The sequence below is a fragment of the Flavobacterium psychrophilum genome, from assembly GCA_001708385.1.
GTDB classification, from domain to species: domain Bacteria; phylum Bacteroidota; class Bacteroidia; order Flavobacteriales; family Flavobacteriaceae; genus Flavobacterium; species Flavobacterium psychrophilum_A.
In genome coordinates, this window is sequence record CP012388.1 from 3173243 (window position 1) to 3187272 (window position 14030).

The following is a 14030-nucleotide window of genomic DNA, read 5'->3' on the forward strand; positions in this document are numbered from 1 at the left end:
CCTTTTTAGCTAGTAAAAAGGGAATTGTTTTTTAATGCGGTAACTAATAGGTCTGGCTTCTTAAGCTGGACTTTATTTTTATAGCTCTCTACATGCCTTTCATGGTGTACATCAGATCCTGTAAAATCGATCAGGCCCTCTTCAATAAGCCTTTGCGCTGCAGTTAATACTTCTTTGCCGTAGTAGCCTGTTACTGACGAAAGGTTGATCTGGAACTTACATCCCGCCTTTTTTAGCTTGTAGTACTCTTCAAACCTTTTATGATAAAATAAATATCGCTCCGGGTGTGCAAGTATCGGTTTGTATCCTGCTACTTGAAGTTCGTAGATTATATCATATAGCTGTATTGGTGCGTTAATGTATGACATCTCTACCAACACATAATTCTCTTTAAGTGTAAGTAGCGGTTCCGATTTAAATAGCTGTGTAAAGGCGTCATCCATTATGTACTCTGCCGCTGCTTTAAACGGATTAAGTATCCCCTGCTCTTTTAGCAATACTTTTGTAGACTCTTGCTTTGCTGTAATACCTTCCCTGGTATTATTCCATACGCCCGTAAGCACGTGCGGAGTGGTTATGAATTCTGAAAATCCATAATCCCTTAAACTATTAATTAATTTTATGGAATGCTGCTGGTCTTTAGCGCCGTCGTCAATACCGGGAAGCAGGTGAGAATGTATATCTACATAACCATCGGGTATAAGATCTGCCAGGTTAGGTTTTGGTTTGTTGAAGAAAAACAATGTATTTAGTATTATAGTTAGTACTGCAAAAATACACCAAATTACCCTATTTTCTTTCTCGTAGCCAGTGTAATACGCACAAGCACTATTGCTGTTAGTAGTATTAAAGGTAATACAGTTAAAAGGTGGGATTTGTTCAGCAACACTATAATATATATACCTAGTATACCTAGACTGGTGTATAATGCTTTTAATGTTGCCTTGTGTCTATTCGTAAAGATAAAGTATAGCAGTACTAAAAATAGCGGATTAAACAGCAACGTATTGTAATTATACGTGATCTCGCTGTGGAGTGAATATAATCCCACAGTACAGAAGAAAATGCCTAATAAGCCTCCTATAGCTATAAAGGAACGTTGAAACAATTCTTTACCGGACAAGGCTGCGAGTAAAAGACAGAATAGTGTGAAAACCCACCAGCTATTGAATGAAAACTGCTGTTTTTCCGGAGTTGCTTTATAAACCGTTACGGTCGATTTTGCTAACGCTCCATTTACGGTAGAGGTATTAGCCACGCCCTGCATAAGTTCGTTGGGTAGGAAAAGCTTTTCTGAGGTAACATCGGTAGGTGCTCCAAACATGAGGCTTATGCCGAGGTCTTCAAAGAAATGATTGTTCAGCCTGCTGTGTATAATTTCCCTGTAGGTCATGCCACTGTCCTGATTTTTAAGCGATATCTTAGTTGGGATGTATTGGTTAATGATATCTGCCACCATTGTGGTACAGTTACGGTGAATGAACTTATAGGTGTAAAAGCGTTGGTCGCTAATAAGCCTTGTGTTAAGTTCTGTCGCTATGTCTTGCTTTTGTTGTTGGGTAAGGTTTAATGTCTGTTCAAAAACATCCCTGTTATAGTATCTGTAAGTATACACAAAATCTTCATAGGATGATGCCGACACAAAATACTGCAAGTCGCCTTTTACAAACTTTGCGTAAAAATTAGGGGTGTCAAAATCGAAAGTTCCAAAGTTGTATACCACATCAAAATGATTGGATGGGTCATAGACCCTGATGGCAGTATGCCCAAAAACCGAATACAGCTCATCGCCGGGCCCGCAGGTAAGCAGGGTGACATTGGCCTGTTCGGATAGTTGTGTTTGCGCAAAAGTCTTAAACGAGACCGAGATTAAAGTAATTAATAGCGCTGTTAAAACTTTAAAGTTTTGCATGGTGTTGTATTAGTTTCTGAATATTCCGAGGTCAACTTTTACTGAAAAGATATTAGAATACAAAGCAGCACTCTGGTCGCCAATATCGGTAAGGGCGTAATCTACCTGGATGCCTTTGTATTTAAATCCTAATCCGATGTTCGGCTGCAAGCTTAACGATCCTGAACCGTCAATTTCTTTAATGTTCTGGAAGTTACCAACACCGGCTCTTAGAAATACAAGGTCAAGGTATCCGAATTCAAAACCAACGGCAGGGTCAATACTTACCACTTCGGTTGAGATAATATCATTGGTTTGTGCAAACTGCATGTTTAAGTTGGCAGCTGCCAAAAGGCTATAGTCGTAGTGAAAAATAAACTTCTTTGAAATCCCAAGCTGTGCTTTGGGTAAGGTTATCTCGGTGGTTTCGGGTAGTTCCTGGTTTTGACCCGGAACTGCATCTTTAATGGTATTGTATTCGTCTTCGTCAATGTTCCAAACGTTGTAAGTTGTGGTAATGTCACGAAGCATAAGCCCAACCTTCCATTCGTTTTTAGTTTGGTACTGAATCCCGAAATCAAATCCAAATCCCCATGAATTGGCAAACTTACCAATGTTCCTTCGTATCACTTTTGCATTAACACCGTAGTTAAATCCGTCTAACGGCAGTTTACGCGCATATGACACGGTAATGCCATAGTCGGCGGCGGAGAACAGGCTGATACGGTTGTAGTCAATATTTCCTTCGCTGTCAATTAACTGGGTGGTGTTAAGGATGTCATCCACACCAAAGCGAATAACCGATATTCCAAAAGCACTCCTTTCGTCAATGGGCATTGCAAAAGCAGCATAGTCATATTGAGCGATATTGGCAAAATAACTGGCGTGCATAAGGGCAATCTGTTTGTCCTTAACCTGGATAAGCCCAGCCGGATTCCAATAACCTGAGTTAACATCGTCGGTATGACCCGTAACAGCATTGCTCATACCCAGCGCGGCAGCGTCTACACCAATATTCATAAATTCATTGGAGTACTTTCTAACGGACTGGCTATAAGTATAAAAGGTGGTAAAAAAGGATAAAATAAAAAGTATCTTTCTCAATGCTGTTATTTTGTGCAAATATGATATAAAATTCTCAATTACTAAACTCCAATTCTATTAACTTATTGTGTTAACTTTGTGCATATAAAAATAAAACCAACTATGTCTTTTAAGAAACACGTCCCTAATCTTATTACGCTGTGTAACCTGTCAGCAGGTCTTATTGCTTTGATATATTCATTTAATACCCATTACCAAATGGCATTTGTTTGGGTATGCATTGGTATATTCTTTGATTTTTGGGATGGATTCTTTGCTCGTGTGCTTAAAGTGCAGAGCGACTTAGGCCTTCAGTTGGATTCCCTTGCCGATATGGTAACTAGTGGGGTAGTGCCCGGGCTTGTTATGTACCAGATGCTTTCTGAGATTGCTACAAACCAGGAAGAGTATAACCTTAGTTCTGATAACTACTACTTAGGATTACTGCCTTTTGCAGGTTTTATAATAACACTGGCATCGTGCTATAGGCTTGCGAAGTTTAATGTAGATACACGCCAGACCGATTCATTCATCGGATTGCCTACACCGGCTAATGCTTTATTCATATTGAGCCTTCCGGTTATAGAGGCACATTCTGACGGTACAGGTGTTGTTTTCGAAATGCTGAGCAACCCGTTTGTACTTATTGGTATAAGCCTGTTGAGTGCTTATATGCTGAATGCAGAAATTCCTTTGTTTTCGCTTAAAGTAAAATACTTTAATTGGGAAACAAATAAAATACAGGTGATCTTCCTTATACTATCAATATTGTTGTTGTTCTTCTTCCAGTATTTAGGTATACCGCTTATAATACTATCCTATGTAGCACTATCGGTAGTCAATAATAAATTACTTCAGCCTAAAGCTGCTTAACTATATGAGGAGACAAACGTCGCGACCTTCAGCAAGAAGGGCTAAGCCGAAAAAATCTTCAAAAAAAATTACACAGGGGAAAATACTTAAGTATTCTCTCCTGTTGCTTTTTAGTGCCTTTTTAATAGCAATGGCGTACCAGTACAGACACGGTTTCTTGTATTGGCTGGGTTTTAAAACCGACAAGCGTATTGAATCCCTTTCTAAGGAAGAGCGCAAGATAGCCGACCTGCGTACCTACGAGATCCTCGCGCGCCATAAGGATAAAGTTTTTGGTATTGATGTTTCGCACTACCAGGGAAAAATTGAGTGGGAAACCGTGGCTAATGACAATCCCGACTTTCCGCTTGGTTTCGTTTTTGTACGTGCTACTGCAGGGGGTAAAAAACTTGATTCCGAATTCAAGAACAATTGGAAAGGGGCTAAGTCGAATGGGTTTCTGAGAGGCGCGTACCACTATTACCGTCCCGATGAAAATTCCATAAAACAGGCCGATAACTTTATTGAGAATGTAACGCTTTCGGAGGGCGATCTTCCGCCGGTATTGGACATCGAAAAAATTCCGAACAAGCAAAACCTTGACAGCCTAAAAACCGGACTTAAACGCTGGCTTGTTAAAGTAGAAAACCATTATGGCGTTAAGCCGATAATCTATAGTGGTGAAAGTTTTTATTCTGATTTCCTGAAAAAGGAATTTAAAGGCTATGATTTGTGGATTGCCAATTATAGTGTATTTGCAGATGAGATTCGAAAAGACTGGTTGTTCTGGCAATTCACCGATAAAGCTACATTGAAGGGTATTGAAACCAATATCGATGTGAATATTTATAATGGGAGTTATGTTGCATTGAGGAAAATATGCATTAAAATATAAAAGTTTTATTTTATGGATTGCGACAAATAAAAAAAGCATCCCCAATGGAATAAGGATGCTTTTTAAGGTATTCGGTAAGATTGGTTATCTTGGTTTTGTAGGTCAAAAGTAAGGCGGCAACTGGTATAAAAAAATACCCATCAGTGGGTATTTTTCGTTTATTTACATACTGAACAATAAAAAAGCGCGGGAAGATCCTGCGCCTATTATATTGCCTAAAAATTTTCCTGATCCGGTACTTCTTTACCTTCTTTGGTTTTATGGAAGTCGATCTTCTTTTTACGAAGCTCAAAATTCTGCCCTAAGTATACTTTACGCACAATTTCGTCCTGTACCAGTTCTTCGGGTACACCTGCTTTAAGAATTCCTCCTTCAAACATAAGATAGGTCTTATCCGTAATGGCTAACGTTTCCTGTACGTTGTGGTCGGTAATAAGTATTCCGATATTTTTATCTTTTAGCTGTGCTACAATACGCTGAATATCTTCTACTGCAACGGGGTCAACTCCTGCGAAAGGCTCATCCAAAAGGATAAATTTCGGGTCGGTTGCCAGTGCGCGGGCAATCTCGGTACGTCGGCGTTCACCACCCGATAAAAGGTCACCACGGTTGGTGCGTATATGTTGTAAGGAGAACTCATCGATAAGTTCTTCCATTTTAGCTTCCTGTTCCTTTTTTGAAAGGTTGGTTAGCTGTAATACGCTAAGTATATTGTCTTCTATGCTTAATTTTCTAAAGACCGATGCTTCCTGTGCCAGGTAGCCAATACCGTGTTGAGCACGCTTGTACATCGGGAAGTCTGTAATTTCTGTCTTGTCCAGAAATATTTTTCCGCTGTTAGGTTTCACAAGGCCAACGATCATGTAGAACGAAGTCGTTTTACCGGCACCGTTCGGCCCAAGCAGCCCCACGATCTCGCCCTGGTTTACTTCAACCGATACGCCTTTTACGACACTACGGCCTTTATAGGTCTTTACTAAGTTTTCTGCTCTTAATTTCATGTAATAGCTGTATTAAACGCCCGGAGTGATATCACTTGCTTCAAGTGCTTCCCAAAATTCATACGCCCTGCGCAGGTGAGGAATAACAATTGTTCCGCCTACAACGGTGCCTATGCTTAGCGCTTCCATAACCTGTTCTTTGGTAATTCCTTCTTTATAGCAGGTCTCAAGATGGTATTTTACGCAGTCATCGCATCGCAGTACTACCGATGCTACAAGTCCAAGAAGCTCCTTGGTTTTTACATCAAGGGCGCCCGGCAAATAGGCATTCGTGTCTACGTTAAAAATACGTTTAATAACTTTATTGTTGTCGCCCAAAAGCTTGTCATTCATCTTTTGGCGGTAGTCGTTGAATTCTTGTACTAAATCAGCCATTTGCTTGTTCTTTTTCTAGTTTAGCGCGTTTTTTATCCATCCTTGCAGCAATAAAGATACTGGTTTCATACAGTATTACCAATGGAATGGTTACGATCATCTGGCTTACTACATCCGGAGGCGTAACAATTGCAGCGATAATTAGTATTATTACATACGAATACCTTCGGTATGTTCTGAGGAATGAAGCCGATACCAGCCCGATCTTAGCAAGGAAATACATTATGATAGGCAGCTCAAAAACCAGGCCACAAGATATAGCAGTGGTTTTTACAAGGCTAAGGTAAGAGTCAAGGTCAATGTCGTTTTTAACGAGTGAACTGATCCTGTAATTGCCTAGGAAGTTAAGTGATAGCGGCGTGATAAGGTAATGCCCGAATAACACCCCAAGGAAGAACAATAACGATGTTGTTATAATAAACATCACGGCATGTTTTTTCTCTTTGTCATATAGGGCCGGACTGATAAATTTCCAGAATTCCCAAAGAATAAAAGGGAACGCAAGGATAAAACCTGCGGTGATTGATGTCCATATATCGGTAGTAAACTGCCCGTCCATAGAGCGGCTTTGTATTTCGAACGGAAGTTCTTTAATACAGAAACTTTTGTCGAGGTCGTATTTGTTTGCTAGGTCGCAGAAAAAGCGGTAGGTGATGAAATCGCCGCTTTTGGGTGCAAAGATAATTTCGTCAAAAATAAATCCGCTAAATGCAAAGGCCACACAACCACCAATTATTATAGCGATAGAGCTTCTTACCAATAGCCAGCGTAGTTCTTCAAGGTGGTCCAGGAAAGACATTTCTGCCCCGGGGGTCTTTTTTTTTGCCATCTTATACGATTCCTTCTTTTAAAATATCATGTAAATGCAGTATGCCCTTGTATTCGCCTTCATCGGCAACCACAAGCTGAGTAATGGCAAAATTCTCCATTGTGTTCAGCGCATCTACAGCCATATCTGTACTTTTAATTGTTTTTGGGTTGCGGGTCATAATATCTGTAGCACTAACGCCAGCAATATTGTCCCTGTCATTCAGCATACGCCTTATATCCCCGTCGGTAATAATACCAACTATTTTATTGTTTTCTATCACTGCTGTAACACCCAGCCTTTTCTCCGAAATTTCAACAATAGCCTGCTTAATGCTGCTATCGGGGCTAACCTGTGGCATATGTGTGCCGTCCAGCATGTCGCCCACACGAAGCAATAGTTTCTTGCCAAGTGCGCCACCGGGATGGTATTTGGCAAAATCCTCGCTTTTAAAATCGCGCATTTCCATAAGGCATACCGCAAGTGCATCGCCTAAAACTAGTTGCGCTGTGGTACTGTTGGTTGGGGCAAGGTTGTTAGGGCAGGCCTCAGATTCTACATACGTATTTAATACGAAGTCAGATTCCTTTCCTAAAAAAGAAGTTTTATTGGCCGTCATGGCAATAAGAACATTACCGAAACGTTTTAGTAGCGGGACCAATACTTTAATTTCCGGACTGTTACCGCTCTTAGAGATACAGATAACTACATCGCCTGGCTGCACCATACCAAGGTCACCATGAATGGCTTCGGCAGCATGAAGAAAAAGTGATGGTGTTCCTGTAGAATTAAGGGTTGCAACAATTTTCTGAGCGATGATAGCGCTTTTGCCGATACCCGTTACAACAAGGCGTGTTTTGCAATTGTAAATTATTTCGGCAGCCTTAACAAAATCGTCGTCAAGGAACTGTACAAGGTTAGCAATGCTCTCACTTTCAGAAAGTATGGTTTTTTTGGCAGTTGCCAATATTGCGTCTCTATTTATCAAACTTGTGAAATGTTTAAAAAGTTGTGCATATTAAAGATTTTTGTATCTTTATGTTCTGCAAATTTATGTAAATTACTATTAATAAATAATGAAATCGACCGAAATTGACTTACACAAAGAGTTAAAAAAATATTTTGGTTTTAACAAATTCAAGGGCCTTCAGGAAGATGTTGTAAAGAGTATTATTTCGGGCCACAACACATTTGTTATTATGCCTACAGGCGGTGGTAAATCACTCTGTTACCAATTGCCTGCACTGGCACTTGACGGAACTGCAATCGTAGTTTCACCTCTTATCGCGCTTATGAAAAACCAGGTCGATGCTATTCGCAGCCTGTCTTCAGATGCCGGTATAGCACACGTTTTAAATTCATCGCTTACCAAGACAGAAATCAATCAGGTTAAAAAGGATATTACATCGGGCCTGACTAAATTGCTATATGTTGCGCCGGAATCGCTTACCAAGGAAGAATATGTAAACTTTTTACAAAGCGTGCCTATTTCTTTTGTTGCGATTGACGAAGCACACTGTATATCGGAGTGGGGGCATGACTTCCGCCCGGAATACCGAAATTTAAGAAGTATCATAAAGCAGCTGGGTGATGTGCCTATTATCGGCCTTACTGCAACAGCAACGCCTAAGGTACAGGAAGATATACTAAAAAATCTCGACATGACCGATGCCAATACTTTTAAGGCATCGTTCAACAGGCCAAACCTGTATTACGAGATACGTACAAAAACAAAAAACGTAGAATCGGATATCATCCGTTTTATACGCCAGCATAAAGGTAAATCGGGCGTTATATACTGCCTGAGCCGTAAAAAAGTAGAAGAGATCGCGCAGGTATTGCAGGTTAACGGTATTAGTGCCGTGCCTTATCATGCCGGACTTGATGCTAAAACACGTGCCAAACATCAGGATATGTTCCTTATGGAAGATGTGGATGTTGTAGTGGCAACCATTGCCTTTGGTATGGGAATTGACAAGCCGGATGTACGTTTTGTAATTCACCATGATATTCCAAAATCTTTAGAGAGTTATTACCAGGAAACAGGTCGCGCAGGCCGTGACGGTGGCGAAGGCCATTGCCTTGCGTACTACTCCTACAAGGATATCGAAAAGCTTGAAAAATTCATGTCTGGCAAGCCCGTGGCAGAGCAGGAGATAGGCTATGCGCTGCTTCAGGAAGTTGTGGCATACGCCGAAACATCCATCTCGCGCCGTAAATTCCTTCTTCATTATTTTGGTGAGGAATTTGACGATGAAACAGGCGAAGGTGCCGATATGGACGACAATATCCGTAACCCTAAGAAAAAAGTGGAAGCCCAGGATCAGGTGGTTACCCTTCTTGAAGTGGTTAGGGATACAAAGCAGCTTTACAAATCTAAAGAGATCATATATACTCTTATCGGTAAAATAAATGCCGTAATAAAGGCGCACAGAACAGATAATCAGAAATTCTTTGCTTCGGGTGCTGCTTTCGATGAAAAACACTGGATGGCGTTAATACGCCAGGTGTTGGTTGAGGGCTATCTTTCTAAAGATATCGAAACCTACGGGGTGCTTAAGCTTACCGAGAAAGGCGAGGAGTTTATTAAAAATCCGAAGTCGTTCTTAATGAGCGAAGACCATGTATACAACGAAACCGAAGAAGAAGCTACAGTTACGGCTTCTAAATCGTCGGCTACTTCAGACGAGGTACTTATGGGGATGCTTCGTGAGCTACGTAAAAAAGTTGCCAAAAAACTGGGTGTGCCACCGTTTGTGGTTTTCCAGGATCCTTCACTAGAGGATATGGCACTTAAATATCCGATAACGCTTGACGAACTGGGCAATGTGCACGGCGTTGGTGAAGGCAAGGCTAAGAAATATGGTAAAGATTTCGTGGAACTTATTGCGCGATACGTAGAAGATAACGATATTATGAGGCCGGACGATCTTGTGGTGAAGTCTACAGGGGCTAACTCGGCACTGAAATTATATATTATACAAAACATTGACAGAAAGCTTTCGCTAAATGATATTGCAAAAGCTAAAGGCCTGGATATGGATGCGCTGCTTAAAGAAATGGAGCAGATAGTATATTCTGGCACTAAGCTGAATATAAAATACTGGGTTGATGATATTCTTGATGAAGATCAGCAGGAAGAGATCCATGACTATTATATGGAATCCGAATCGGATAGTATTAAAGATGCCCTGAAAGAATTTGACGGTGATTTTGATACTGAAGAGCTACGCCTAATGAGGATTAAATTTATCAGTGAAGTAGCAAATTAGTTGTTGGTTTCTATTTGTCAGTTGTCAGACAAAAGTTCAAATTATAAAAGAGAAAATCCTGAAGCAATTCAGGATTTTCTCTTTTATAATTTCCGGCAATAATAAGTTCCGATAGACAATTACTCCTCGTAAAGCTCGCCGCGGTGTGGTTTCAATGCATCACGAACCTGTATCATGTGTTCGTCGGTTACAACCATCCAGGCTATGGCATGCATATCTGTAATGGTATTGAATCCGGTAATGTTTAATGGCAATTTCTCAATTGCAATGTATTCCTTAAGATGTATCTCGTGGTGTTCGGCAGTTTTGGCGCCCGCTTCTCCACGGAAATCCCATATCAGTTTTATTTTTCTCATTTTTTTTAAAAGCTGCAAAGTGGCAGATCGTCAAAGTTACAAAGTTTTATATAAATCTTTTTTATAGAGGGGTAAGTGCAGAATACTATTTATATGAAGCTGCGAACTTTTTGTATTCGAAAAACGGATAAAATAAATACACATAATTTAAAATTATTTCAATTTTTGAATTATTTTCGCTTTACTAATACGATTTAGTAAAGTTAAAAATGTAATATATCGCGATTATTTAAAAAGGCTGATATTCTGTATTGCTAAAGTACCATATCCAAAATAACAATCAAATGAATTTAAAAAACATCATTTTATCTTTCCTGGCATTGCTCGCGTTGTCAAGTTTACATGCGCAAAAAGTTTCCATTCAAAAGACAACACTGGTGGGGAAAAACATTGTTGAATTTATACCGTCAGGATTTGATAAGAACCTGACGCCTTCGTTAATACTCCAAAAAGAGCCCGTTCGCGCGGGTGAAGTTTCAAAAGACTGGAAGTTGGTTCCTGAATTTGTAACTAAAGACGGCAAAGCAAGCGCTTCGTTAAAGCTGACAGGTAACATTAGTTTGTATGGTGGAGGTGAGGTAACCGGGCCACTGCTTCGTAACGGGCAGTCGATAAAATTATGGAATACAGATACGGGAGCCTACAGCGTTGAAGGCGGAAAGAGATTGTATCAAAGCCATCCCTGGGTTATGGGGGTGAGGGAAGACGGAACAGCTTTCGGTATTCTGTTTGACAGTTCGTGGAAGGCAGAACTCCACACAAAATCAGATGAAATTGTTTTTAATACCGAAGGGGCGCTTTTTAGGATTTATATCATAGACAGGCAGTCTCCTCAGGATGTATTGATGGGGCTGGCTGAATTGACAGGAACTATAAAATTACCGGCGCGCTGGACATTAGGTTACCATCAATGTCGATTTTCATATGCTACCGAGCAGCGTGTTCGTGAAATTGCAGATACTTTCAGGACTAAAAATATCCCTTGTGATGTGATCTGGATGGATATCGATTATATGAACGAGTACAGGATATTTACCTTTGACAAGAAAAAATTCCCTGATCCTAAAACGCTGAACAACGACCTGCATAAAAAAGGATTCCGCGCCATATATATGATTGACCCGGGTGTGAAAGTAGACGAAAATTACAGTGTTTACCAATCGGGAAGTAAAAATGATATTTGGGTAAAGAAACCGGATGGTGCTATATATCAGGGAAAAGTATGGCCAGGCTATTGCGCATTCCCTGATTTTACAATGCCAAAAGCGAGAAATTGGTGGAGCGGCCTGTATAAAGATTTCTTAGCTACCAATATTGATGGGGTATGGAATGATATGAACGAACCTGCCGTTTTTGATGGTGACCTACCGGAAAACGAGCGCTTAGGTACAATGCCGCATGATACACCCCACAGGGGTGGAGGCGATTTGCCAAAAGGGTCGCATTTACTGTACCACAATGCTTACGGCAGGTTAATGGTTGAGGCATCTTATGAAGGTATATTAAAAGCTAATCCAACAAAGAGGCCATTTTTGCTTACAAGATCGAATATATTAGGTGGACAACGTTATGCGGCTACCTGGACGGGAGACAACTATGCGAGTATGGAACATTTAAAACTTTCTGTACCAATGTCATTAACGCTTGGCCTGTCGGGTCAGCCGTACAGTGGCCCGGATATAGGTGGTTTTTTGGGTAATACCAGTGGCGATTTATGGGCTAACTGGTTAGGTTTTGGTGCGTTCATGCCGTTTGCACGAGGGCATGCCTGCGACGGGACTAACAATAAAGAGCCATGGGCGTATGGCGAGGCGATAGAAAAGACATCTAAAATTGCATTGGAAAGAAGGTATCGCCTGATACCTTACATGTATACTGTTTTTCAGAACACATCTAACACCGGTATCCCTGTAATGGCTCCCGTGTTTTTTGCAGATCCAAAAAACCAGGAGTTACGAGCAGAAGAACAGGCCTTTTTGGTAGGCGAAGACCTTTTGGTAATTCCGGCGTTTGCAAATAACCCTAAACTGCCACGTGGTATTTGGGAAGATCTTAGTTTAGTAGACGGCGATGTTGACGATGCCTATCAGGCCAAATTGAAAATTAAAGGAGGAAGCATTATTCCGGCAGGCAAAATAATTCAGAATACAGGAGAGAATTCATTTGACCCGTTAACACTTATGGTTTGCCTTGATGAAAAAGGAAAAGCACAAGGGAAACTATATATAGATGAAGGTGACGGATGGGGTTATCAAAAAGGCAATTACAGCCTGGTGACTTTTACTGCTGAGAAACAGGGTACCGGTGTTGTTGTAAAAGTGTCAGCCAAAGAAGGTAAAAGAAATTATGAAAAAGATCTAAATAAGATCAGTGCAACGGTTCTTATTGGTGGAAGAACCTATACAGGTAATGGCAATGTTAAGGACGGAATTAAAGTTACTGTGAAATAGTTTACACAGTAGCAATGTAGCATAATAAGTAAACCCACCAGTTTTTAAATCTGGTGGGTTTTGTGTTTAAGGGTTAAAGAAAAGAAACGCCTGTAGCTTCTTCGGCATATTGCCATAATTTTTTAGCCTCGGCTTCATCCAGTGCCAACGGCAGTATTTCTGCTTTTTCAGGATATCCGCGCAAACCTCCATCGCCGTCAGGGCCTATAAAATCGCCCTCCTGTATATCTAGATTTGTTGCCGCATAGAGTGTTGGCAGAGCACCCTGCCACGGCTCCATCAGTTCTCCATACACTTCAATGATACCACTAATATCTTCTTTTGTCAGGTAGCGCGATAAATTAGTGCCTGTTACGCCCGGATGCGCTGCTGTAGATAGTACACTATCATTGTTTTTATTTATCCTGCGTTGCAGTTCAAGGGTAAATAACAGGTTGCAAAGCTTGCTTTGTGCGTATTCACGGTTGGCGTCATAATCGTTTTCAAGTTTCAGGTTTGTGTAATCAATAGTTCCAAGTCGGTATACGAGGCTACTAAGTGTGACTATTCTGGACTCGGGCGTTGCTTTTAATAATGAGTATAAATGGGCTGTAAAAGCAAAGTGCCCCAGCACATTAGTGCCAAATTGAAGTTCGTAGCCTTGTTTTGTTTTTGAAGCCGGTGGAACCATAACCCCTGCATTATTAATGAGCAGGTCAAGTTTTGTATGTTTTGATTTAAAAGTTTCGGCCGCATCTTTTACAGATTCAAGGTCTGAAAGGTCAAGGTGCAGTACGTCTACCTGTCCTTTTCCGTTTAACTTTTCAATCTGTGTAGCGGCCATTTGCGCTTTTTCAATGTCGCGACAGGCTAAAATTACATGTGCGCCTTTTTCATAAAGTGCCAGTGCAGTTTCGAAACCGATACCAATATTGGCCCCTGTAACAATTGCTGTTTTGCCTATTTGGTCAGGCATATTTTCTTTTGTCCACATAAAATTCAAATTTTTATAAGACAAAGTTCAGGTATATGAACTTTCAAAACGATACGCCAGGCAAATCAAATAGT

Annotated in this window: 13 protein-coding genes; 4 read left to right on the forward strand and 9 right to left on the reverse strand. The window is 40.7% G+C overall.

Annotated features, from left to right (window positions below; translation table 11 throughout):
- Positions 1 to 5 precede the first annotated feature (5 nt).
- The 3 genes from ALW18_13935 to ALW18_13945 are packed head-to-tail and all read right to left on the reverse strand — an operon-like array spanning position 6 to position 2911.
- On the reverse strand, positions 6 to 743 hold the full coding sequence (locus ALW18_13935) for a histidinol phosphatase (GenBank protein ID AOE53527.1): 738 nt from the start codon (positions 741 to 743) through the stop codon (positions 6 to 8).
- Between the two features lie 41 nt (positions 744 to 784).
- Positions 785 to 1912, reverse strand: coding sequence for a hypothetical protein (locus ALW18_13940; protein ID AOE53528.1), 1128 nt, complete (start codon positions 1910 to 1912; stop codon positions 785 to 787).
- Between the two features lie 9 nt (positions 1913 to 1921).
- Positions 1922 to 2911 (reverse strand): hypothetical protein, encoded by a 990-nt coding sequence (locus tag ALW18_13945; protein ID AOE53529.1) that lies wholly within the window; start codon positions 2909 to 2911, stop codon positions 1922 to 1924.
- A 186-nt stretch (positions 2912 to 3097) separates the two neighbouring features.
- Between ALW18_13945 and ALW18_13950 the strand changes: the two genes are divergently transcribed.
- Both ALW18_13950 and ALW18_13955 read left to right on the forward strand, forming a co-directional pair.
- The gene (locus ALW18_13950) at positions 3098 to 3847 is read left to right on the forward strand and encodes a phosphatidylserine synthase (protein ID AOE53530.1); all 750 of its coding nucleotides are present in this window, start codon (positions 3098 to 3100) and stop codon (positions 3845 to 3847) included.
- 4 nt (positions 3848 to 3851) lie between these two features.
- A complete protein-coding gene (locus ALW18_13955; GenBank protein AOE53531.1) occupies positions 3852 to 4721 on the forward strand; it encodes a glycoside hydrolase in 870 nt (289 codons plus the stop codon).
- A gap of 215 nt (positions 4722 to 4936) precedes the next feature.
- Here ALW18_13955 and ALW18_13960 read toward each other — a convergent pair whose 3' ends face one another.
- Genes ALW18_13960 through ALW18_13975 form a run of 4 tightly spaced genes read right to left on the reverse strand, consistent with a single transcriptional unit; the run spans position 4937 to position 7893 of the window.
- Positions 4937 to 5722, reverse strand: coding sequence for an ABC transporter (locus tag ALW18_13960; protein ID AOE53532.1), 786 nt, complete (start codon positions 5720 to 5722; stop codon positions 4937 to 4939).
- 12 nt (positions 5723 to 5734) lie between these two features.
- Positions 5735 to 6097, reverse strand: coding sequence for an alkylhydroperoxidase (locus ALW18_13965; GenBank protein ID AOE53533.1), 363 nt, complete (start codon positions 6095 to 6097; stop codon positions 5735 to 5737).
- On the reverse strand, positions 6090 to 6896 hold the full coding sequence (locus tag ALW18_13970) for a preprotein translocase subunit TatC (protein ID AOE54421.1): 807 nt from the start codon (positions 6894 to 6896) through the stop codon (positions 6090 to 6092). Before ALW18_13970 ends, ALW18_13965 begins: the two co-directional genes overlap by 8 nt.
- Positions 6897 to 6927: 31 nt before the next feature.
- Positions 6928 to 7893, reverse strand: a complete 966-nt coding sequence (locus tag ALW18_13975; protein ID AOE53534.1) for a D-arabinose 5-phosphate isomerase — start codon at positions 7891 to 7893, stop codon at positions 6928 to 6930.
- Between the two features lie 88 nt (positions 7894 to 7981).
- On the opposite strand from ALW18_13975, the gene ALW18_13980 reads away from it, so the two are divergent.
- On the forward strand, positions 7982 to 10177 hold the full coding sequence (locus ALW18_13980; protein ID AOE53535.1) for an ATP-dependent DNA helicase RecQ: 2196 nt from the start codon (positions 7982 to 7984) through the stop codon (positions 10175 to 10177).
- A 119-nt stretch (positions 10178 to 10296) separates the two neighbouring features.
- Here the strand turns inward: ALW18_13980 and ALW18_13985 are convergent, their stop codons facing one another.
- Positions 10297 to 10533 carry a hypothetical protein gene (locus ALW18_13985; GenBank protein AOE53536.1) on the reverse strand — a complete coding sequence of 79 codons (237 nt, stop codon included), beginning with the start codon at positions 10531 to 10533 and terminating at the stop codon, positions 10297 to 10299.
- Positions 10534 to 10817: 284 nt separating this feature from the next.
- Between ALW18_13985 and ALW18_13990 the strand changes: the two genes are divergently transcribed.
- Positions 10818 to 12983: an alpha-glucosidase gene (locus ALW18_13990; GenBank protein ID AOE53537.1), complete on the forward strand. Its 2166-nt coding sequence runs from the start codon at positions 10818 to 10820 to the stop codon at positions 12981 to 12983.
- Between the two features lie 73 nt (positions 12984 to 13056).
- On the opposite strand, the gene ALW18_13995 is transcribed toward ALW18_13990, so the two are convergent.
- Entirely contained in the window at positions 13057 to 13956 is a 900-nt protein-coding gene (locus tag ALW18_13995; protein ID AOE53538.1) for a short-chain dehydrogenase, read from the reverse strand.
- Positions 13957 to 14030: the final 74 nt, after the last annotated feature.

Excerpts from the sequence above, each read along its gene's own strand:
- ALW18_13940 (AOE53528.1), bottom strand. The coding sequence starts at position 1,912 with ATGCAAAACTTTAAAGTTTTAACAGCGCTATTAATTACTTTAATCTCG.
- ALW18_13945 (AOE53529.1), bottom strand. The coding sequence starts at position 2,911 with ATGAATATTGGTGTAGACGCTGCCGCGCTGGGTATGAGCAATGCTGTT.
- ALW18_13950 (AOE53530.1), top strand. The coding sequence starts at position 3,098 with ATGTCTTTTAAGAAACACGTCCCTAATCTTATTACGCTGTGTAACCTG.
- ALW18_13955 (AOE53531.1), top strand. The coding sequence starts at position 3,852 with ATGAGGAGACAAACGTCGCGACCTTCAGCAAGAAGGGCTAAGCCGAAA.
- ALW18_13960 (AOE53532.1), bottom strand. The coding sequence starts at position 5,722 with ATGAAATTAAGAGCAGAAAACTTAGTAAAGACCTATAAAGGCCGTAGT.
- ALW18_13965 (AOE53533.1), bottom strand. The coding sequence starts at position 6,097 with ATGGCTGATTTAGTACAAGAATTCAACGACTACCGCCAAAAGATGAAT.
- ALW18_13970 (AOE54421.1), bottom strand. The coding sequence starts at position 6,896 with ATGTCTTTCCTGGACCACCTTGAAGAACTACGCTGGCTATTGGTAAGA.
- ALW18_13980 (AOE53535.1), top strand. The coding sequence starts at position 7,982 with ATGAAATCGACCGAAATTGACTTACACAAAGAGTTAAAAAAATATTTT.
- ALW18_13985 (AOE53536.1), bottom strand. The coding sequence starts at position 10,533 with ATGAGAAAAATAAAACTGATATGGGATTTCCGTGGAGAAGCGGGCGCC.
- ALW18_13990 (AOE53537.1), top strand. The coding sequence starts at position 10,818 with ATGAATTTAAAAAACATCATTTTATCTTTCCTGGCATTGCTCGCGTTG.
- ALW18_13995 (AOE53538.1), bottom strand. The coding sequence starts at position 13,956 with ATGTGGACAAAAGAAAATATGCCTGACCAAATAGGCAAAACAGCAATT.